This window comes from Pseudomonas sp. S09G 359 (genome assembly GCF_002843605.1).
Classification (GTDB): Bacteria; Pseudomonadota; Gammaproteobacteria; order Pseudomonadales; family Pseudomonadaceae; genus Aquipseudomonas.
Genome location: NZ_CP025263.1, coordinates 1,745,043 through 1,765,528, shown reverse-complemented (window position 1 = coordinate 1,765,528; position 20,486 = coordinate 1,745,043). Strand labels below are relative to the sequence as shown.

Here is a 20,486-nt window from a genome sequence, read left to right as displayed (position 1 = left end):
GTCTTGTCAAGTCTACGAGTCCGTTTTCCGGCTGGGCAGTCATCTATTTCATCGCTATTTAATCACATCCTTCCCGCTGTGTAGGCAGCGCTATCTCTGCCCTCCAGGGCGGGTGACGAATGACCGTCCAGCGGAGCAGCCAAAAAGGATGATTGCCAAGCGCAGTTCACTGTATATAATCCCAGTCACTGTATAAAAAGACAGAGCGATCAACATGCTAAAACTGACGCCACGCCAAGCTGAGATTCTGGCTTTTATCAAGCGCTGCCTCGATGACAACGGCTACCCGCCGACACGAGCGGAAATCGCGCTGGAGCTGGGGTTCAAATCCCCCAACGCTGCCGAAGAACACCTCAAGGCCCTCGCTCGCAAAGGCGCGATCGAAATGACCCCAGGTGCTTCGCGCGGTATTCGCATCCCTGGCTTTGAAGCCAAGGCCGACGAATCGACACTGCCAATCATCGGCCGCGTCGCCGCCGGTGCGCCGATCCTGGCACAGCAGCACGTCGAAGAATCCTGCAACATCAACCCGACCTTCTTCCATCCTCGCGCCGACTACCTGTTGCGCGTGCACGGCATGAGCATGAAGGACGTGGGTATTTTCGATGGCGACCTGCTGGCCGTCCACACCACTCGCGAAGCCCGCAATGGCCAGATCGTCGTTGCCCGTATTGGCGACGAAGTTACCGTAAAACGCTTCAAGCGCGAAGGCAGCAAGGTCTGGCTCCTGGCCGAGAACCCTGAGTTCGCGCCGATTGAAGTGAACCTGAAAGATCAGGACCTTGTGATCGAAGGCTTGAGTGTCGGCGTCATTCGCCGCTAAAGGAGACATCATGCAGCTCGTGCACACGCCCCAACACACACAACTGTCGCTGTTTGAGGCCTTTATGGCCCAACCCCTTGCGCCGATCCTCAAGGAAACGGTCGAGGCGCCCTGGAGCGCCGAGCCCGAGGCGTTCAGTGAATTGTCGTTGCGCGGTGCGGCTGGGAGCTGCCTGAGCCTGCTGGCGCCGATCCTTCGTGAATTGAGCGAGGAACAGGACGCCCGCTGGCTGACTCTGATCGCCCCGCCCGCCAGCCTGACCCAGACCTGGCTGCGGGACGCCGGACTCAACCGCGAACGCATCCTGTTGCTGCAGCCGCGCGGCACGCAAAGCGCCCAGCAATTAACCTGCGAGGCGTTGCGCCTGGGCCGTAGCCATACGGTTGTAAGCTGGTTGAACCCACTGAACGCCAGTGCCAAGCAGCAACTGATCAGCGCCGCACGTACGGGCGATGCGCAGAGCTTGAATATTCGATTGGGTTGATGCGGCAAAAGGGCGGGCTTGTTGTGGCCAACAGACTTGTTGTGGCCAGCAGAATTGTTGTGGCCAACGGGCTTATTGTGGCGAGCGGGCTTGCCCGCGTTGGGCTGCGAAGCGGCCCTAAATAGATTAATGCGGTATATCAGGTATTACACAGTGGCTGCTTCTGGGGCTGCTTCGCAGCCCAACGCGGGCAAGCCCGCTCGCCACAACAAGCACGCTCGTCACACTAAGCACGCTCGCCACAACAAACCCGGGCAACTACAACAAGCCCACTCAACCACAACAAGCTTGCTTGCAACACAGACTCAGTGAAGAACCCGCGGCCCATCGTCTTTCTCCGGCTCGCCTTCCGCCAGGCGACCAGCCATCTGCACACCTACGCTCAACATGGCTTTTGCCACTTCCACGTGCTGGCCTTGCAGGAACGCTTTGGCGTCTTCGGAAAAGTCCAGAATAACCAGAGAACCCTCGTCCTCAGCCCGGCGCAACTCGATTCGGCCGTCAGGCAGTTCAACAATTTCCAGAAAGGACGTCGGCATAAAAGTCTGTTCTCCACGAAATGCCGGGATTATATCAGTCATCCACCCGGCCTCGCTGAGGATCTGAAGAGGTTTCTTTACGGCTTGATGAACGGTGCCGGGATGACTCGTTCCCACAGTGATGAATGGTGTCTATCCGCAACACCGTCTCAGCACTCGTTCAGGCCTTCACGAAAACGCAGCGCCATCTTCTTCAACTCCTGGCGCCAGCCTTCCAGCTCTTCGCGGCTCAGGGGCTTGGGCTCTTCCTCCTCCAGCGCCACCGCTACGATCAGCGGTTGGGTCACGTCACCCTTGGGCACGTGGGGTATACGTGGCGGCTGGAACATATCCGCATGCGCCTTGAGCAGGCGTGCAACCCAGCTGTCCGGGCTCTGGGCCATTTCCACCAACTCGGCCAGTTCAGGGATCGCCATGGACTCCAGCACTTCGCGATTCATGATCATTTCTGCGCGGGGCGAACCGGCCTGTGGCAAGCGGTAGAACCCGGCGATCTCATGGCACAGCCCCAACAAGGCGCCGTACAGGTGGAACAAGGCTGCCTCACGCCCCGCCTGGACCAGCGCGATGGCATTCATCTCCTTCCCTTCCTCGGCACGGCCAAGGGCTTCCAGGGACAAACCCGCGAAGTAAATTTTCTGATTGGTACGGGTATAGAGTTCGTTGGCCATAACGGCAATCTCCACAACGAATAGACGTGATGCTGGCTTTGCAGGAGCGAGCTTGCTGTGGAGGGGAGCTTTCTCCCGTTCGACTGCGTAGTGGTCGCCCGCTTTTTTGGGGCGCTTCGCACCCCAGCGCAAGCAAGCTTGCTCGCCACAATGATCTCACTTTTACACTAAGAAAAGGCCGCCTATGCAGGCGGCCTTTGTAGTGGTCAGATTAGACGATCAAGCGCCCTGGCGCTTGTCCTCGACCTTCCACTTGCCGCCATCGTAGAACGCTTTCCAGCCCGTAGGCTTGCCGTCCACTTCGGTCTGCACATACTGCTCCTTGGTCTTGCGGCTGTAGCGGATCACGGCCGGGCGACCGTCGGGATCCTTCTTCGGCGCTTCGCACAGGAAGTGATACTTAGGATCGATCTCGTCCTTGTGCGGCACGATCTCCAACACCAACGGTGCACGGGTTTCGCGGTTTTTCGGGAACTGGCTGGCAGCCAGGAACAGGCCCGAAGCGCCGTCACGCAGGATGTAGGTGTCGTTGACCTTCTCGCACTTGAGTTCGGGCATCTTCACCGGGTCCATCTTCGGCGGCGCCGCATCACCGCTCTTGAGCAGCTTGCGGGTGTTCTTGCACGTCGGGTTGGTACAACCGAAGAACTTGCCGAAACGGCCGGTCTTGAGCTGCATCTCGCTGCCGCACTTGTCGCATTCCAGGCTCGGGCCTTCGTAGCCCTTGATGCGGTAGCTGCCTTCCTCGATCTCGTAGCCGTCGCAATCCGGGTTGTTACCGCAGATGTGCAGCTTGTGCTTCTCGTCCAGCAGGTAGGCGTCCATCGCCGTGCTGCAGATCGGGCAGCGGTGCTTGCCACGCAGTACCAGCGACTCGGATTCACCCTCGTCGTCGGCCGCAATTTCATCGCCCGGCACCAGGTTGACGGTGGCCTTGCAGCGCTCTTTCGGCGGCAGGCTGTAACCCGAGCAACCGAGGAAAACGCCTGTGGATGCAGTACGAATCTGCATCGGGCGGCCGCAGGTCAGGCACGGGATGTCGGTCATCACCGGCTGGTTGGCGCGCATGCCGCTCTCAGGGCTTTCGGCCACTTCGAGCTTTTTCTTGAAGTCGCCGTAGAACTCATCCAGCACGTTTTTCCAGTCGCGCTCGCCCTGGGCCACGTCGTCGAGGTTCTCTTCCATGCCGGCGGTAAAGCCGTAGTCCATCAGGTTGGAGAAGCTCTCGGACAGACGCTCAGTAACAATATCGCCCATCTTTTCCGAATAGAAACGACGGTTATGCAGCGCGACGTAGCCACGGTCCTGAATGGTCGAGATGATCGCCGCGTAGGTCGAAGGACGACCGATTCCGCGTTTCTCCATCTCTTTCACCAGGCTGGCTTCAGAGTAACGCGCCGGCGGCTTGGTGAAGTGCTGGGACGGGTCGAGCTTGATCAGCTTCAACGTGTCGCCCTGGGCCATGTCCGGCAGCACGTCGTCATCGCCAGGCTTGGCGATCTGCGGCATCACCCGGGTGTAACCGTCGAACTTGAGGATGCGGCCCTTGGCACGCAGCTCAAAGTCCGCAGCCGCCACGGTGACGGTAGTGGACAGGTATTGCGCCGGCAGCATCTGGCACGCCAGGAACTGGCGCCAGATCAGCTCGTAGAGGCGCTCAGCGTCGCGCTCCATGCCACTGAGCTTGCTTGGCTCGGTGTTGGCGTCGGAAGGACGAATCGCTTCGTGAGCCTCCTGGGCGCCCTCTTTGCTGCTGTAGACGTTCGGCTTCTCCGGCAGGTACTTCTTGCCGAATTCGCTTTCAATATAAGTACGCGCCATCGCCACCGCGTCTTGCGACAGGTTGGTGGAGTCAGTACGCATATAAGTGATGTAGCCGGCTTCGTACAGACGCTGGGCCATCATCATGGTTTTCTTCACGCCGAAGCCCAGGCGGTTGCTCGCGGCCTGTTGCAGGGTGGACGTGATGAACGGCGCCGACGGCTTGCTGCTGGTCGGCTTGTCTTCGCGCTTGACGATGCTGTAGCTGGAAGCCTTGAGCTTTTCCAGCGCGGCCATGGCCTGGGCTTCGTTCAGCGGCTTGAACGCCTCGCCTTTCTCACGGGCCACTTCAAAGCGCACGTTGGCGCCCTTGGCGGTACCGAGGTCGGCATGCACTTCCCAATATTCTTCGGGGTTGAACGCACGGATCTCGCGCTCACGCTCCACCACCAGCTTTACCGCTACCGATTGCACACGGCCGGCGGACAGGCCACGGGCGATCTTGGCCCACAGCAGTGGCGAAACCATGTAGCCCACGACGCGGTCGAGGAAACGACGGGCCTGTTGGGCATTGACGCGGTCGATGTCCAGTTCGCCCGGCTTGGAGAAGGCTTCCTGGATGGCTTTCTTGGTGATTTCGTTGAACACCACACGCTTGTAGCGGCTGTCGTCACCGCCGATGGCTTCCCGCAGGTGCCAGGCAATGGCTTCCCCTTCGCGGTCCAAGTCCGTTGCGAGATAGATGGTGTCGGCATCTTTGGCGAGCCGGCGCAGCTCTTCGATGACCTTTTCCTTGCCCGGAAGGATTTCGTACTTGGCCTTCCAGCCATGTTCCGGGTCCACACCCATGCGCGAGACCAGCTGCTTGCGCGCTTTCTCTTTAGGCGTGAGTACCGGACCTTCGCCCGCAGCCGCCTTGCCGCGCTTGGCAGCAGGCTCCTTGCTGGCGCTAGCCGAACCGCTGGTGGGCAGGTCTCGGATATGGCCGATACTCGACTTCACCACGTACTCGTTGCCCAAGTACTTGTTGATGGTCTTGGCCTTAGCCGGGGATTCCACAATGACCAGCGATTTGCCCATGGATCAGAAAATTCCTGAATTCGAGAAGTGAAAGGCAGTTGGCGCCTGACGCGGCAACGCTATATATAGTGGCAACAAGGTGAGGTCAAGCGCAGCATTCTGCGCGGCCTGCCGTTATTGCCCTGAAAAAACACTGGGTTCGGCCTGGACCAAAGCAAAGCGCGGGACCTGCTCGCCGTCAACTTCGACGGTCTCGAGGAACATGCTCAACGGGCGCACCCAAAAGCCGTAATCGCCATACAGTGCTTGGTAAAACACCACTTCTTCTTCGGTCTCGGAGTGCCGTGCCACGTTAAAAACGCGGTACTGCGGCCCCTTATAATGTTGGTAGAGCCCTGGTTCGACTTTCATGCTCTGGCCCTCTTACAAAATTTATTAAAAAAAAATTCAAAACTGCCCAAAAACAAAAACCGGGGCACTGGGCCCCGGCTTCCGCCAACCGAACGCTTAAACGCGTTCGAAGACGGTGGAAATGCCTTGGCCGAGACCAATGCACATGGTTGCAACCCCAAGGTTGCCGCCATTTTGCTTCATCACGTTAAGCAAAGTGCCGGAAATACGTGCACCGGAGCAACCAAATGGGTGGCCCAGGGCAATCGCACCGCCGTGCAGGTTAACCTTCTCGTTCATCTTGTCGAGTACTTTCAAATCTTTCAGCACTGGCAGGGCCTGTGCGGCGAAAGCTTCGTTGAGCTCGAAGAAGTCGATATCGGAGATGGTCAGGCCCGCGCGCTTCAAGGCTTTTTGTGTGGCCGGTACTGGACCATAGCCCATGATCGCCGGGTCCACACCCGCCACGGCCATCGAACGGATCACGGCCAGCGGCTGGATGCCCAGGTCCTGGGCACGCTGCGCCGACATCACGATCATGCACGAAGCACCGTCGGTAATTTGCGACGAAGTGCCGGCTGTCACGGTGCCGCCCTTTGGATTGAAAGCGGGTTTCAAGGCCGCCAGGCTTTCCAGGGTGGTGTCCGGACGAATGGTTTCGTCGTAGTCGAACAGTTTCAGGAAGCCGTTCTCGTCGTAGCCGTTCATCGGGATGATTTCATCCTTGAACTTGCCTTCCACGGTCGCCTTGTGGGCGAGTTGATGGGAACGCAGGCCGAACGCGTCCTGGGCTTCGCGGGTAATGCCGTGCATTTTGCCGAGCATTTCTGCGGTGAGGCCCATCATGCCCGAGGCTTTTGCCGCGTACAGCGACATGTGCGGGTTAGGGTCCACGCCGTGCATCATGCTGACGTGGCCCATGTGCTCCACGCCACCGACCACGAACACATCACCGTTGCCGGTCATGATCGCCTGGGCGGCGGTGTGCAGCGCGCTCATCGACGAACCGCACAGGCGGCTCACGGTCTGGCCGGCTGCCGTGTGAGGGATCTGGGTCATCAACGACGCCATGCGTGCGATGTTCCAGCCCTGCTCCAGGGTCTGGTTGACGCAGCCCCAGATCACGTCTTCGACTTCGTTCGGGTCGACCTTGACGTTGCGTTCCAGCAATTTGCTGATCAGGTGCGCCGACATGTCTTCGGCACGGGTGTTGCGGTGCATGCCGCCCTTGGAGCGGCCCATCGGCGTGCGACCGAAGTCGACAATCACCACGTCTCTTGGATTCAAGCTCATAAATATTCTCGCTCTAGTCGTCTGGGCGCTTAACCGAAGAAGCTCTGGCCGTTCTTGGCCATCTCACGCAGCTTCGCGGTCGGGTGGTACAGCGGGCCCAAATCAGCGTATTTGTCAGCCAGGGCAACGAACTCGGCCACACCGATCGAATCGATGTAACGCAGCGCACCACCACGGAATGGAGGGAAACCAATACCGTACACCAGGCCCATATCGGCTTCGGCGGCGGTTTCAACGATGCCGTCTTCCAGGCAACGCACGGTTTCCAGGCACAGGGCGATCATCATCCAGTTGATGATGTCTTCGTCCGACACCTCACGCTGCTCGTAGATGACCGGAGCGAGTACTTCGTGCACCGACGGGTCGGCCACTTTCTTCTGCTTGCCCTTCTTGTCGGCCTCGTAGGCGTAGAAGCCCTTGCCGTTCTTCTGGCCCAGGCGCTTGGCCTCGTAGAGCGCGTCGATCGCCGAGCGGCGGTCGTCTTTCATGCGGTCCGGGAAGCCTTCAGCCATTACGTCGCGACCGTGGTGGCCGGTGTCGATGCCGACCACGTCCATCAGGTACGCCGGGCCCATTGGCCAGCCGAATTTTTCCATCACTTTATCGATGCGTACAAAGTCCACACCGGCGCTGACCAGCTTGGCAAAACCGCCGAAGTACGGGAAGAGCACGCGGTTGACCAGGAAGCCCGGGCAGTCATTGACCACGATCGGGTTCTTGCCCATTTTCTTGGCATAGGCAACGGTGGTGGCAACCGCCAGTTCGCTGGACTTCTCGCCACGGATCACTTCCACCAGCGGCATCATGTGCACGGGGTTGAAGAAGTGCATGCCGACGAAGTTTTCCGGACGCTTGAGGGCCTTGGCCAGCAGCGAGATGGAAATGGTCGAGGTGTTCGAGGCCAGGATGGTGTCGTCTTTGACCTGGGCTTCCACTTCGGCCAGTACGGCTTGCTTGACCTTCGGGTTCTCGACAACGGCTTCGACCACCAGGTCGACGTGGCCGAAATCGCCGTAGGACAGCGTAGGACGAATACCGTTAAGCACTTCGGCCATTTTCGCCGCCGTCATGCGACCTTTATCCACGCGGCCCACCAGCAGCTTGGCGGCTTCCGCCAGGCCCTGCTCGATACCGTGCTCGTTGATATCTTTCATCAGGATCGGCGTGCCTTTGGACGCCGACTGATAGGCGATACCACCGCCCATGATACCGGCGCCAAGTACGGCAGCCTGTTTCACGTCGCGGGCGATTTCGTCGTAGGCCTTGGCCTTTTTCTTCAATTCCTGGTCGTTCAGGAACAGGCCGATCAGGCTCTGGGCAGCCGAGGTTTTCGCCAGTTTGACGAAGCCTGCTGCTTCCACTTCCAGGGCTTTGTCGCGACCGAAGTTCGCGGCCTTCTGGATGGTCTTGATCGCTTCAACCGGCGCCGGGTAGTTCGGGCCGGCCTGGCCTGCCACGAAACCTTTGGCGGTTTCGAACGACATCATTTGTTCGATGGCGTTGAGCTTGAGTTTCTCCAGCTTCGGCTGACGCTTGGCCTTGTAGTCAAATTCGCCGCTGATGGCGCCCTTGATCAGGTTCAGTGCGGCTTCGGCGAGTTTGTCCGGGGCAACCACGGCATCGACGGCACCGACTTTCAGCGCGTCTTCAGCACGGTTTTCCTTGCCGGCGGCAATCCACTCGATGGCGTTGTCGGCACCGATCAGGCGCGGCAGGCGGACGGTGCCGCCAAAGCCCGGGTAGATGCCCAGCTTGACTTCAGGCAGGCCAATTTTTGCAGTGGCCGACATGACGCGGAAGTCTGCGGCCAGGCACATTTCAAAGCCGCCGCCCAGCGCGATACCGTTGATCGCGGCAACGGTTGGCACGTTGAGGTCTTCGAAATCGCTGAAAATCTTGTTGGCTTCGAGGTTGCCAGCCACCAGCTCGGCATCGGGCAGCTTGAAGTTGTCGACGAATTCGGTGATGTCAGCGCCGACGATAAACACGTCCTTGCCGCTGGAGACGATCACGCCCTTGACCGACGCATCTGCTTTGATGGTGTCTACGGCCTGACGCAATTCATTCAGGGTTAGACGGTTGAACTTGTTGACGGACTCACCCTTGAGGTCGAATTTCAATTCGACGATGCCACTTTCAAGAGCCTTAACCGTGATGGCTTTACCTTCGTAAATCATCAACTGATCTCCACGATATGGAAGCTGAACAGTACACATTGGACGCTGGCCTCTGGTTGGACATTGACAGTTGCGTCAATGCTCACGCCAATCCGCCAGGCACACCCGCCAATGCGCTAGTCGGGGTTCTGTATGAGCGGTCTGACAGACAAACGCTCAATTCATACGCCCGTTTGATTTGGGTACGCCACCTTCATCCAATTCCGAGCAATTGTCAATCGCTCGAAAGGCTAGGAAAAACGCGACTTTCCAGTCATTTCAGAACCTCGCCCCCGAGCACGTGCTCGACCAATATGGAGGTATTCACAGGATCAATAATCGAAAAGGCGCCGGAAAAGGCTGTACAGATCCGGATATACCGCTAGGCTTGCGGCACTCGTTACAGAATAGTCAGAACGCTTGGGCGAACACCCGGCGTGATGTATCAGCGATTTACCGGCCTGCCTGGCCAACTCCAGCCCGATGATGATGTCGGGCTTTTTATTGCCCGGGATTCGGTCAGGCCAATGCCTTGAGTAACGTATCGATGTCTTTCAACACGCTCGGCTCGCCTTTCTCGCCCCAATACAAGGCGATCATTTGCGCGTCGGCCTCGACCTTATAGACGTTTGCCGGCAGCGTTGCAAAATGCGGCAACAACTTCGCATCCGTACACACTTCACGCCATTGGTTGACCCACACCCCCGGCTCCAACTGCCAGTAACTCCAGGTGGCCGGCGCACTGCCGCGTCGTGGCCGGCAATACTGCGCGCAGGGGCTCGGCGGCTCCTGTTTGAGCCAGTGCGGCCACTCCTGGGGCGCCAGTTGCATGCTCAGGCCGATGCGGCGCGCCTCCATGCGCAGGGCCATGCGCCCGCTCTGATGACGCGACGGACGCAGCCATGCCAGAGGGCTAAGAACCACTGCAAGGATTGACACCACTATCCAGACCGTCATATGTGTACTCCCGAATTTCTAGATGAGCGGATTTGATCTGTCGCAACCCCATCCGCTTGAAAGCAGCCATACTGAACTTATTGCAGTCCCCTGGAGGAACGCCTCATGCCCTACCAACATATTCTGGTCGCTGTCGATCTGACCGAAGAGTGCGACCCAGTGATCAAGCGCGCGCAGGAATCTGCAATTGCCAATGGCGCCAAACTGTCTCTCGTGCACATCGTAGAGCCCATGGCCATGGCCTTCGGTGGCGACGTGCCGATGGACCTTTCCCAGTTGCAGCAACAACAATTCGACCAGGCCAAAGAGCGCCTCGACCGCCTGATCCTCAAATACCCGCACCTGCAAAAAGATGACTGCCACCTCACGTACGGCCAACCGCGCCAGGAGATCCACCATCTTGCCAAGGAAAAGGCTTGCGACCTGATCGTGGTTGGCAGCCATGGCCGACACGGCCTGGCGCTGCTGCTGGGCTCTACTGCCAACGACGTACTGCACGGCGCGCCGTGTGATGTGCTGGCGGTGAAGCTGGTCAAGGACACCAACAAGTAAGACCTGTGGGAGGGGGCTTGCCCCCGATAGCAGTCTGTCAGTTGATACATCTGGTGACTGAAACACCGCAATCGGGGGCAAGCCCCCTCCCACATTTGAACTGCATTTCATATGAAAAACCCGGTGCTCATCAGATGAGCACCGGGTTTTTTATTGCGTGCGGATCAATCAGGCATCCAGCTCGGCCCAACGCTCCATCAGCACTTCCAGCTCCTGGTTCAACGTCTCCAGGGAGGCGATGACCTTGGCGGTTTCCGCCGCCGGGCGCAGGTAGAAGCCTGCGTCAGCCATGTCCGCTTCTACGGCGGCAATCTGCTGTTCCTTGGCGTCGATATCGCCCGGCAAGGCTTCCAGCTCACGCTGCAGCTTGTAGCTGAGTTTCTTCTTGGCGGCCGGAGCAGCTTCTACCGCAGGTGCCGCAGCGGCCACCGGGGCAACGACCGCCGAGGTCAAGTCGGCCTTGCCGGACTTGCTCTCGGTCACGCCCAGCAGGCGCGGCGAGCCGCCCTGACGCAGCCAGTCCTGGTAACCACCGACGTATTCACGCACCTTGCCTTCGCCTTCGAAGACCAGGGTGCTGGTGACCACGTTGTCGAGGAATGCCCGGTCGTGGCTGACCATCAGCACGGTGCCATTGAAGGTCAGCAGGACCTCTTCCAGCAGCTCAAGGGTTTCTACGTCGAGGTCGTTGGTCGGTTCGTCGAGTACCAGCAGGTTGGCCGGCTTGCTGAACAGCTTGGCCAGCAGCAGGCGCGCGCGCTCACCACCGGACAAGGCTTTCACCGGCGTACGTGCACGTTGCGGGCTGAACAGGAAGTCGCCCAGGTAGCTGAGTACGTGGCGGCTCTGGCCGTCGATATCGATAAAGTCGCGGCCTTCGGCCACGTTGTCGATCACGGTTTTTTCCAGATCCAACTGGTGACGCAACTGGTCGAAGTAAGCCACGTCGATACGCGTGCCCTCTTCCACCGTACCGCTGGTCGGCTGCAGACCGCTGAGCATCAGCTTGAGCAAGGTAGTCTTGCCGGTGCCGTTGGCGCCCAACAGGCCGATACGGTCGCCGCGCTGCAGGACCATGGAGAAGTCCTTGATCAGGAACGGGCCGTCCGGGTGATGGAAGCTGACGTTTTCCAGCACCATCACCTGCTTGCCCGACTTGTCGGCGGTGTCCAGCTGGATATTCGCCTTGCCGGTGCGCTCGCGACGCTCGCTGCGCTCTACGCGCAAGGCTTTCAGGGCGCGCACGCGGCCTTCGTTACGGGTACGGCGGGCCTTGATGCCCTGGCGGATCCAGACTTCTTCCTGGGCCAGCTTCTTGTCGAACAGCGCGTTGGCGGTTTCTTCTGCCGCCAGTGCCGCTTCCTTGTGCACCAGGAAGCTGGCGTAGTCGCCGTTCCAATCGATCAGGCCGCCACGGTCCAGTTCCAGGATGCGCGTGGCCAGGTTCTGCAGGAAGGAACGGTCGTGCGTGATAAACAGCACGGCGCCCTGGAATTCCTTGAGGGCTTCTTCCAGCCAGGCGATGGCGCCGATGTCCAGGTGGTTGGTCGGCTCGTCAAGCAGCAGCAGGTCCGGCTCGGACACCAGCGCCTGGGCCAGCAGCACACGGCGACGCCAGCCGCCGGACAACTCGGCGAGGGTCTTGTCGGCCGGCAGTTGCAGGCGGCTCAGGGTACTGTCGACCAATTGCTGCAAGCGCCAGCCATCACGGGCTTCGAGGTCTTGCTGAACGTGCATCAGCTTGTCCAGGTCAGCTTCGGTGACGCAGTTCTGCGCCAGGTGATGGTATTGCGCCAGCAACTCGCCCACGCCATCCAGGCCTTCGGCAACCACGTCGAACACTGTCCGTCCGTCGGCCACCGGCAATTCTTGCGGCAATTCGCCGATCTTCAGGCCTGGGGCACGCCAGACAGAGCCGTCATCGGGCTTCTGGTCGCCTTTTACCAGCTTCATCATGCTGGACTTGCCGGTGCCGTTGCGGCCGATGATGCACACCCGCTCACCACGGGCGATCTGCCAGGACACCTTGTCCAACAACGGCATAGCGCCGAAAGCAAGGGACACATCGCTGAATTTGAGCAGGGTCATACGCTTCTCCAAAAACTGGGCGCGCATTCTACCTGACTTGAGGGTGGGATGCGGCCAGCATTTTCGCAACAGACACGTCCTGTAGGACATTTGCAGCGAACTTGAACGAACCGGCCGGCAAAGCTTTCGCCGCTCGCTGGCAAAAGGCTAAGCTAGGGGCAATCAGTGTCGGCGATGCCGGCGCTAGTCGTGATTTCTCTGCACGGACGTCTCATGCGCAGTCGCCTTTTCAACTTTTTATCTTGTCTGCTTCTTTCCGCCACCGCCGTTCAATCCGCCCAGGCCGTGGACCTCACCACCCAACGTCAATACTACGATGAAGCCAAGCGCGCACTGGCCAAGGGCGACACTGGCCCTTACATGCAATACAGCCAGGCCCTGGCCGACTACCCGCTGACGCCCTACCTGGCCTACGACGAACTGACCGCGCGCCTGAAAACCGCGAGCAACCAGGAAATCGAACAATTCCTGGCCAAAAACGGCGACCTGCCCCAGGCCAACTGGATGAAACTGCGCTGGTTGCGCTGGCTCGCCGACCGTGGCGACTGGCAGACCTTTGAAAAGTACTACGACCCCAAGCTCAATTTCGTCGAGCTGGACTGCCTGCATGCCCAGTTTCAACTGACGCACAACCTTAAAGCCGAAGGCTACAAGAACACTGAAAAACTCTGGCTCACCGGTAAATCCCAACCGGCCGCCTGCGATGCCACCTTCGGCCAGTGGGCCGCCGATGGCCAGCTCACCGAACAAAAAATCTGGGACCGCGCCAAACTGGCCGCCGAGGCCCGCAACTACGCGCTGGCCAACAGCCTGGTGAAAACCCTGCCGACGCTCGGCGCCCAGGGCCGCCTGATGGTCGATGTGGCGCAAAAGCCCGACATGCTCAGCGACCCGTCGCGCTTCCTGCCGGCCACCGAGGCTATGTCCGACGCCGTAGGCCTGGGCCTGCGCCGCCTGGCGCGCCAGGACCCGGACAAAGCCATGGCCCTGCTCGACGGGTATGCCAGCAGCATGCACTTCTCCCGTGACGAAAAAGTGTCGATCGCGCGTGAAATCGGCCTGACCCTGGCACGCCGATATGACCCGCGCGCACTCGATGTGATGACCAAGTACGACCCCGAGCTGCGCGACAACACCGTGTCCGAATGGCGCCTGCGCCTACTGTTGCGCCTGGCCCGCTGGGAAGATGCCTACCAGTTGACCCGCAAGCTCCCACAAGACCTGGCCACCACCAACCGCTGGCGCTACTGGCAGGCCCGCAGCCTGGAACTGGCCGAGCCGAAGAACCCGCAACCGCTGGTGCTGTACAAAAACCTCGCGCAGGAACGGGACTTCTACGGTTTCCTCGCCGCCGACCGCTCCAAGGCGCCGTACCAGCTGAAGAACAAACCGCTGTTGATGAGCCAGGCGCTGGTCAATAAAGTCCGTAACACCCCGGGCGTGCGGCGTGCCCTGGAGTTCTACGCACGTGGCCAGATCGTCGATGGCCGCCGCGAGTGGTACCACGTCAGCCGCCACTTCAACCGTGACGAGATGGTCGCCCAGGCCAAGCTGGCCTACGACATGAAGTGGTACTTCCCGGCGATCCGCACGATCAGCCAGGCGCAGTACTGGGACGACCTGGACATCCGCTTCCCCATGGCCCACCGCGACACCCTGGTGCGCGAAGCCAAGGTGCGTGGCCTGCATTCCAGCTGGGTATTTGCTATCACGCGCCAGGAAAGCGCCTTCATGGACGACGCCCGCTCCGGCGTCGGCGCCAGCGGCCTGATGCAACTGATGCCCGGGACAGCCAAGGAAACCGCGCGCAAATTCAGCATCCCGCTGGCCTCGCCCGCCCAGGTGCTGGACCCGGACAAAAACATCCAGCTTGGCGCCGCTTACCTGAGCCAGGTGCACAGCCAGTTCAACGGCAACCGCGTGCTCGCCTCCGCCGCCTACAACGCCGGCCCCGGCCGCGTACGCCAATGGCTGCGCGGCGCGGACCACCTGAGTTTCGATGTATGGGTGGAAAGCATCCCGTTCGACGAAACCCGCCAGTATGTGCAGAACGTGCTGTCTTATTCGGTGATCTACGGCCAGAAGCTCAACTCACCACAGCCGCTGGTGGATTGGCATGAGCGCTACTTCGACAATCAATAACGCCTAACCTGTGGCAGCCGGCTTGCCGTGGCAAGCCTGCTTATTGTGGAGAGCCGGATGATTGTGGCAAGCGGGCTTGTTGTGGCGAGCGGGCTTGCCCGCGTTGGGCTGCGCAGCAGCCCCATAACAGTCAACGCGGTCTACCCGTATAGCTACGGAGCCTGGAGTGGGAGCGCTTCGCACTCCAACGCGGGCAAGCCCGCTCGCCACAACAAGCTCACAAGGCACAGGGTTAGTGTTTAACCGGCATCCCAATCACTAAACTGCAGCGCCGCCCTCCGCGCGTACAGCGGGTTGCTGGCGATCAACTGCTAGTGCTACTTCGACGATCAGCAACGCATACCTGTGGCAGCAGGCTTGTTGTGGAGAGCCGGATGATTGTGGCAAGCGGGCTTGTTGTGGCGAGCGGGCTTGCCCGCGTTGGGCTGCGCAGCAGCCCCATAACAGTGAACGCGGTCTACCCGTATAGCTGCGGAGCCTGGGGTGGGAGCGCTTCGCACTCCAACGCGGGCAAGCCCGCTCGCCACAAAGCCCGCTCGCCACAGCAAGCCTGCTCACTACATAGAGCGCGCTAGCCTTGGCTTTTTGCGACATCGTCCCCATCACTGAACTGCAGCGCCGCCAACCGCGCGTACAGCGGGTTGCTGGCGATCAACTGCTGGTGCGTGCCCACTGCCACGAGCTTGCCCTGGTCCATCACGGCTATCCGGTCTGCGTGTTTTACCGTCGCCAGGCGGTGGGCAATCACCAGCGTGGTGCGGCCCTGCATCAGTTGCGGCAAGGCTTGCTGGATCAAGTGTTCACTCTGGGCGTCGAGGGCGCTGGTGGCTTCGTCCAGCAGCAGGATCGGCGCGTCCACCAGCAGCGCACGGGCGATGGCCAGGCGTTGGCGTTGGCCGCCGGACAGCCCCATGCCGCCGTCGCCGAGGTGGGTCTGGTAGCCGTCGGGCATTTGCAGGATGAAGTCGTGGGCGTGGGCGATACGCGCGGCGGCTTCCACCTGTTCCGTGGTCGCCGCAGGGTTGCCGTAGCGGATGTTCTCTTCGACGCTGCCAAAAAACAGCGCCGGGCTCTGGGACACCAGGGCGAACTGACGGCGCAGGTCAAGCGGGTCGAGGTCGGTCAGCGAGTGGCCTTCGAGCAGGATGCGGCCTTGCTGCGGGTCGTAGAAGCGCAGCAGCAGGTCGAAAATCGTCGATTTGCCGGCACCCGACGGCCCGACCAATGCCAGGGTTTCACCGGGGTTGATGGTCAGGTTCAAACCATCGATAGCGTAGCTGTCCGGCCGCGAAGGGTAGGAAAAGCGCAGGTCCTGCAGCTCCAGGCGGCCGCTGACCCGCTCAGGCAATTGCACCGTGCCGGCGGCCGGCGCCTGGATTTCATTATTGGACTGCAACAGCTCGCCGATCCGTTCCGCTGCACCGGCAGCGCGTTGCAGCTCGCCCAGCACTTCGCTGAGGGTGCCGACGGCGCTGCCGACGATCAGGCTGTAGAACACGAAGGCCGCCAGTTCGCCGCCGGAAATGCGCCCGTTGATCACATCCATGCCGCCGACCCAGAGCATCACGCCCACGGCGCCAAGCACCAACATGATCACCAAGGTAATCAGCCAGGCCCGCTGGGTGATGCGTTTGCGCGCGGTGGTGAAGGCGTCTTCCACGGTCACGGCGAAACGCTGTTCGTCCTGCACTTGGTGGTTATAGGCCTGCACGGTCTTGATCTGGCCAAGAGTCTCGGACACATAGCTGCCCACGTCGGCAATCCGGTCCTGGCTCAGGCGCGACAAGCTGCGCACGCGCCGACCAAAAATCAGGATCGGCGCCAGCACCAACGGCAACGCCACCACCACGATGCTGGTGAGCTTGGGGTTGGTGACAAACAGCAGCACGATGCCGCCAATGACCATCAAGGCATTGCGCAGGAACAGTGACAGCGACGAGCCGATCACCGATTGCAGCAGGGTGGTGTCGGTGGTCAGCCGCGACTGGATTTCCGAACTGCGGTTGTTCTCGTAGAACCCGGGGTGCAGGTAGATCAGGTGGTTGAACACCTGCCGGCGAATATCCGCGACGACCCGCTCGCCAATCCACGACACCAGGTAAAACCGCGCAAACGTGCCCACGGCCAGGCCGAGCACCAGCACCATGAACAGACCGATGGACTGGTTCAGCAGGTGCGGCGATTGGGTCATGAAACCCTGGTCCACCAGCAGGCGAATGCCCTGCCCCATGGACAAGGTGATGCCAGCGGTGACAATCAGCGCCAACAAGGCACCCAGCGCCTGCCAGCGGTAAGGCGCGATGAAGCGGCTGGCCAGGCGAATCGCACGGCGTTGTCGGACTGAAAACATGGAGGGCACTACCTGCGCAGGGGGATAAGTATCTACACCCACAACATTGGGGGAACTTGAGTAAATAACAATGAGTCAGGTTAATTATGCCCGCCGACAAGGGCCTCTAGAGGCTATCGGTCTAATGGCTGGCTGGAAATCCGTAGCGGTTTCTGGTGGACTGGATGTTCGAACCGAAGATCGTGCAAGGAGTTGTAACAGCGCGGTCACGCGGCGGGTTCAGAGTAGGTATACAACCTGATGAGGAGACAGGCCATGACCTTGCAAAACAGCAGTGAAGCCAAGATTGAAGTGATCCGCCAACCGCAGCAGTTGCCCTGCTCGTACATCGACGCCAAGGGCCAGGAAGTGCAGATTACCGAAGAGATGATCCAGCAAGCGTGCAGCGAGCTGGAACAGCGACTGGTCAAGCCTGCCCAGCAAGGCTGAAGCGCCCAAGCTCTTTCAAACCGGCCCTGGTGGCCGGTTTTTTTATGGCCTCACATCATGCTCAAACCAGCTCGGTGGCACCCAGGGCCGAAACGATGTTCGACAACACCGCCGATTCGCCATTGATGCGCACTTTCAAGCCATCGATCTCGCGGCGCGCGGGATAGTGCTTGCGCAGCAGGTCGAATGCCTTGCGTTGTTCTTCTACGGTTCCTACGAGGCTACGGCGGAAATCCGCATCGTCCCGGCGTGGGTCATACACGCTGCGGCACAGCGTCGCCAGCGCCCAGGCCGGGTCGGTGGCGGCATCCACATGCACCTCGGCCAGCCACGTTTTTGGCAGCAGCTCGCTCAACTGAATCGTGGGTTCCTGGCCCAGGTGGGCGCAGAATGCCTGGTAGATCTGCGCCGTACCGCGCTGCCTGCCGTCCAGGCTATAGCCGGCGATATGCGGCGTGGCCAGCACGCACAGGTCGGCCAGGTCGACGTCCACCTCGGGCTCGCCTTCCCACACGTCCAGCACCGCTTGCAGGTCTTCGCGCGCCAGTAACACCTCGCGCAGGGCGGCATTGTCCACCACCGGACCACGGCTGGCGTTGATCAGCCAAGTGCCGGGCTTGAGCTGCTCCAGGCGCTGGCGGTCAAACAAATGCCAAGTGGAACCGTTGCCTGACTTGGTCAACGGCGTGTGCAGGCTGATCACGTCGCACCGCTCAATGATCTGCTGCAAACTCACGTAATCGCCATCTTCGGCGATCTGCCGCGGCGGGTCGCACACCAGCACGTTCCAGCCCAGGCCCTTGAGCACCTTGACCAACCGCCCGCCGACTTCACCGGCGCCCACCACACCATAGGCGCGCTGATTGAGATCGGCGCCCTCGATTTCGGCCAGGGTCTGCAGGCTGCCCAGCACATAATCCACCACGCCGCGGGCATTGCAGCCGGGGGCGCTGGACCACTGGATACCGGCCTGCTTGAAGTAATCGAGGTCGAGGTGGTCGGTGCCGATGGTGCAGGTGCCGACAAAACGCACGTTGGTGCCGTCCAGCAGGGCACGGTTGACGTTGGTTACCGAGCGCACCAGCAGCACGTCGGCCTGCTCGACGGTGGCGCGGTCGATGGAGCGGCCAGGCACCCGGCGAATCTCGCCAAATCCTTGGAAGAATGCGTCAAGCAGAGGGATATTTTCGTCGGCAACAATCAGCATGGCAGGCTCCTTTCACGGACCAGCAGTGTACAGGCTTGCGATGTGTGTTCCACCGTAGATCAAGAGTGGGAGCGGGCTTGCTCGCGAATGCAGGGGGTACCGGGCACCCGGGGGAACGCTTACAAATCAGCAACACAGGTTTTTTCCTGACCACTGCGTCAAAGCGTAGAATCCGCCGTCCTTGCGCTGCTCTTACTGGACACCTGTACGTGAACACTGCCATCGCCCCCCTCACCCGCCCCGCCCGGATCAGCCGGGAAGTGCGCGACCTGATGACGCTCGCGCTGCCGATCATGATCGGCCAACTGGCCACCACCGCCATGAGTTTTGTCGATGCGGTGATGGCCGGCCGCGTCAGCCCTCAGGATTTGGCGGCGGTGGGCCTGGGCAACTCGATCTGGATCCCGGTGTACCTGCTGATGACCGGCACCCTGCTCGCCACCACGCCAAAAGTCGCCCAGCGCTACGGCGCGGGCCAGTTCCGTGAGATCGGGCCGTTGGTGCGCCAATCCTTGTGGCTGGCGGTGGTGGTGGGTATCTGCGGCGCGCTGCTGTTGCTCTGCGCCGAACCGGTGCTGCGCGCGATGAAGGTCGAGCCCGACCTGATCGAGCCCTCCATGGGCTACTTGCATGGCATCGCCGCCGGCATGCCGGCCATCGCCCTGTATTACGTGCTGCGCTGTTTCAGTGATGGCCTCGGCCGTACGCGCCCGAGCATGGTCATGGGCCTGGTGGGGCTGGCGCTGAATATTCCGCTGAACTACATCTTCATCTACGGCCACCTGGGCCTGCCGGCCATGGGCGGCGTGGGCTGCGGCTGGGCCACGGCGATTGCGATGTGGGTGATGATGCTCGGCCTGGCCGGCTGGACGCGGTTTGGCCCGGCGTACCAGAGCAGCGAATTGTTCAAGCGCTTCGACTGGCCGCAATGGGCAGTGATCAAGCGAGTATTGGGCATCGGCCTGCCGATTGGCATCGCGATCTTTGCCGAGTCGAGCATCTTCGCGGTGATCGCCCTGCTGCTCGGCAGCCTCGGCGCCACAGTGGTGTCGGGCCATCAGATCGCGCTGAATGTCAGCTCGCTGGTGTTCATGATCCCCTACTCCCTGAGCATGGCCGTCACCGTGCGCGTCGGCCAGGCCTTGGGGCGTGGCGAGCCGCGTGAAGCACGCTTCGCCGCAGGGGTCGGCATGGGCACGGCGCTGGCGTATGCGTGCCTGTCGTGCAGCCTGATGCTGGTGTTTCGCGAGCAGATCGCGACGATCTACACCCCGGACCCGGTGGTTATCCACCTGGCGTCTACGTTGATCGTGTTTTCGGCGCTGTTCCAGTTCTCCGACTCTATCCAGGTCACCGCTGCCGGCGCCCTGCGGGGTTATCAGGATACCCGCGTGACCATGGTGCTGACCCTATTCGCCTATTGGGGCGTGGGGTTGCCGGTGGGTTACGCCCTGGGGCTGACCGACTGGCTCGGCGCACCCAGCGGCCCGAGCGGTTTATGGCAGGGGCTGATCGTGGGCCTGAGCTGTGCGGCGGGGATGTTGCTGGTACGCCTGGCGCGCAGTGCACGCCGGCGCATTCGTGTGGACAAGGCGCGGCGTCTGCTTCCAACCTTGTGACAGCA

16 protein-coding genes are annotated in these 20,486 nt (G+C 60.8%); 6 read left to right on the top strand and 10 right to left on the bottom strand.

Going from position 1 to position 20,486, the window contains the following annotated elements; genetic code table 11:
* The first annotated feature begins 214 nt into the window (after positions 1 to 214).
* Together lexA and sulA are read left to right on the top strand one after the other, a co-directional pair.
* On the top strand, positions 215 to 823 hold the full coding sequence (lexA, locus tag CXQ82_RS08010) for a transcriptional repressor LexA (RefSeq protein WP_003172575.1): 609 nt from the start codon (positions 215 to 217) through the stop codon (positions 821 to 823).
* Between the two features lie 10 nt (positions 824 to 833).
* Entirely contained in the window at positions 834 to 1,307 is a 474-nt protein-coding gene (gene sulA / locus CXQ82_RS08005) for an SOS-induced cell division inhibitor SulA (RefSeq protein WP_101267710.1), read from the top strand.
* Positions 1,308 to 1,612: 305 nt separating this feature from the next.
* Here sulA and CXQ82_RS08000 read toward each other — a convergent pair whose 3' ends face one another.
* The 7 genes from CXQ82_RS08000 to CXQ82_RS07970 all read right to left on the bottom strand — a co-directional run bounded on the left by CXQ82_RS08000 (position 1,613) and on the right by CXQ82_RS07970 (position 10,094).
* Positions 1,613 to 1,846 carry a hypothetical protein gene (locus tag CXQ82_RS08000; RefSeq protein WP_053255041.1) on the bottom strand — a complete coding sequence of 78 codons (234 nt, stop codon included), beginning with the start codon at positions 1,844 to 1,846 and terminating at the stop codon, positions 1,613 to 1,615.
* A gap of 149 nt (positions 1,847 to 1,995) precedes the next feature.
* The gene (locus CXQ82_RS07995; RefSeq protein ID WP_101267708.1) at positions 1,996 to 2,517 is read right to left on the bottom strand and encodes a DUF6586 family protein; all 522 of its coding nucleotides are present in this window, start codon (positions 2,515 to 2,517) and stop codon (positions 1,996 to 1,998) included.
* Between the two features lie 219 nt (positions 2,518 to 2,736).
* Positions 2,737 to 5,358 (bottom strand): type I DNA topoisomerase, encoded by a 2,622-nt coding sequence (gene topA, locus CXQ82_RS07990; RefSeq protein ID WP_101267706.1) that lies wholly within the window; start codon positions 5,356 to 5,358, stop codon positions 2,737 to 2,739.
* Positions 5,359 to 5,472: 114 nt separating this feature from the next.
* Complete coding sequence (locus tag CXQ82_RS07985) at positions 5,473 to 5,709, bottom strand: DUF1653 domain-containing protein (RefSeq protein WP_101267704.1); 237 nt, start codon at positions 5,707 to 5,709, stop codon at positions 5,473 to 5,475.
* A gap of 96 nt (positions 5,710 to 5,805) precedes the next feature.
* Complete coding sequence (gene fadA / locus CXQ82_RS07980) at positions 5,806 to 6,981, bottom strand: acetyl-CoA C-acyltransferase FadA (RefSeq protein ID WP_024074080.1); 1,176 nt, start codon at positions 6,979 to 6,981, stop codon at positions 5,806 to 5,808.
* A 29-nt stretch (positions 6,982 to 7,010) separates the two neighbouring features.
* The gene (fadB, locus tag CXQ82_RS07975) at positions 7,011 to 9,158 is read right to left on the bottom strand and encodes a fatty acid oxidation complex subunit alpha FadB (protein ID WP_101267702.1); all 2,148 of its coding nucleotides are present in this window, start codon (positions 9,156 to 9,158) and stop codon (positions 7,011 to 7,013) included.
* Positions 9,159 to 9,656: 498 nt separating this feature from the next.
* Positions 9,657 to 10,094 (bottom strand): hypothetical protein, encoded by a 438-nt coding sequence (locus CXQ82_RS07970; protein ID WP_101267701.1) that lies wholly within the window; start codon positions 10,092 to 10,094, stop codon positions 9,657 to 9,659.
* Positions 10,095 to 10,199: 105 nt separating this feature from the next.
* Here CXQ82_RS07970 and CXQ82_RS07965 point away from each other — a divergent pair, with 105 nt between their 5' ends.
* Entirely contained in the window at positions 10,200 to 10,646 is a 447-nt protein-coding gene (locus tag CXQ82_RS07965) for a universal stress protein (protein WP_101267699.1), read from the top strand.
* A 168-nt stretch (positions 10,647 to 10,814) separates the two neighbouring features.
* On the opposite strand, the gene CXQ82_RS07960 is transcribed toward CXQ82_RS07965, so the two are convergent.
* Positions 10,815 to 12,734, bottom strand: a complete 1,920-nt coding sequence (locus CXQ82_RS07960) for an ATP-binding cassette domain-containing protein (protein ID WP_101267698.1) — start codon at positions 12,732 to 12,734, stop codon at positions 10,815 to 10,817.
* A gap of 213 nt (positions 12,735 to 12,947) precedes the next feature.
* On the opposite strand from CXQ82_RS07960, the gene CXQ82_RS07955 reads away from it, so the two are divergent.
* Positions 12,948 to 14,876, top strand: a complete 1,929-nt coding sequence (locus tag CXQ82_RS07955; protein WP_101267696.1) for a transglycosylase SLT domain-containing protein — start codon at positions 12,948 to 12,950, stop codon at positions 14,874 to 14,876.
* Between the two features lie 571 nt (positions 14,877 to 15,447).
* Here CXQ82_RS07955 and CXQ82_RS07950 read toward each other — a convergent pair.
* Complete coding sequence (locus CXQ82_RS07950) at positions 15,448 to 17,226, bottom strand: ABC transporter transmembrane domain-containing protein (RefSeq protein ID WP_101267694.1); 1,779 nt, start codon at positions 17,224 to 17,226, stop codon at positions 15,448 to 15,450.
* Between the two features lie 255 nt (positions 17,227 to 17,481).
* Between CXQ82_RS07950 and CXQ82_RS31395 the strand changes: the two genes are divergently transcribed.
* On the top strand, positions 17,482 to 17,655 hold the full coding sequence (locus CXQ82_RS31395; RefSeq protein WP_164445024.1) for a PA1571 family protein: 174 nt from the start codon (positions 17,482 to 17,484) through the stop codon (positions 17,653 to 17,655).
* A 61-nt stretch (positions 17,656 to 17,716) separates the two neighbouring features.
* On the opposite strand, the gene pdxB is transcribed toward CXQ82_RS31395, so the two are convergent.
* Complete coding sequence (pdxB, locus tag CXQ82_RS07945) at positions 17,717 to 18,862, bottom strand: 4-phosphoerythronate dehydrogenase PdxB (RefSeq protein ID WP_101267693.1); 1,146 nt, start codon at positions 18,860 to 18,862, stop codon at positions 17,717 to 17,719.
* Between the two features lie 209 nt (positions 18,863 to 19,071).
* On the opposite strand from pdxB, the gene CXQ82_RS07940 reads away from it, so the two are divergent.
* Entirely contained in the window at positions 19,072 to 20,481 is a 1,410-nt protein-coding gene (locus CXQ82_RS07940) for an MATE family efflux transporter (protein ID WP_101267691.1), read from the top strand.
* Positions 20,482 to 20,486 lie beyond the last annotated feature (5 nt).

Bases quoted from the DNA above. Each gene is read 5' to 3' on its own strand.
- lexA (WP_003172575.1), top strand. From the start codon at position 215: ATGCTAAAACTGACGCCACGCCAAGCTGAGATTCTGGCTTTTATCAAG.
- sulA (WP_101267710.1), top strand. From the start codon at position 834: ATGCAGCTCGTGCACACGCCCCAACACACACAACTGTCGCTGTTTGAG.
- CXQ82_RS08000 (WP_053255041.1), bottom strand. From the start codon at position 1,846: ATGCCGACGTCCTTTCTGGAAATTGTTGAACTGCCTGACGGCCGAATC.
- CXQ82_RS07995 (WP_101267708.1), bottom strand. From the start codon at position 2,517: ATGGCCAACGAACTCTATACCCGTACCAATCAGAAAATTTACTTCGCG.
- topA (WP_101267706.1), bottom strand. From the start codon at position 5,358: ATGGGCAAATCGCTGGTCATTGTGGAATCCCCGGCTAAGGCCAAGACC.
- CXQ82_RS07985 (WP_101267704.1), bottom strand. From the start codon at position 5,709: ATGAAAGTCGAACCAGGGCTCTACCAACATTATAAGGGGCCGCAGTAC.
- fadA (WP_024074080.1), bottom strand. From the start codon at position 6,981: ATGAGCTTGAATCCAAGAGACGTGGTGATTGTCGACTTCGGTCGCACG.
- fadB (WP_101267702.1), bottom strand. From the start codon at position 9,158: ATGATTTACGAAGGTAAAGCCATCACGGTTAAGGCTCTTGAAAGTGGC.
- CXQ82_RS07970 (WP_101267701.1), bottom strand. From the start codon at position 10,094: ATGACGGTCTGGATAGTGGTGTCAATCCTTGCAGTGGTTCTTAGCCCT.
- CXQ82_RS07965 (WP_101267699.1), top strand. From the start codon at position 10,200: ATGCCCTACCAACATATTCTGGTCGCTGTCGATCTGACCGAAGAGTGC.
- CXQ82_RS07960 (WP_101267698.1), bottom strand. From the start codon at position 12,734: ATGACCCTGCTCAAATTCAGCGATGTGTCCCTTGCTTTCGGCGCTATG.
- CXQ82_RS07955 (WP_101267696.1), top strand. From the start codon at position 12,948: ATGCGCAGTCGCCTTTTCAACTTTTTATCTTGTCTGCTTCTTTCCGCC.
- CXQ82_RS07950 (WP_101267694.1), bottom strand. From the start codon at position 17,226: ATGTTTTCAGTCCGACAACGCCGTGCGATTCGCCTGGCCAGCCGCTTC.
- CXQ82_RS31395 (WP_164445024.1), top strand. From the start codon at position 17,482: ATGACCTTGCAAAACAGCAGTGAAGCCAAGATTGAAGTGATCCGCCAA.
- pdxB (WP_101267693.1), bottom strand. From the start codon at position 18,862: ATGCTGATTGTTGCCGACGAAAATATCCCTCTGCTTGACGCATTCTTC.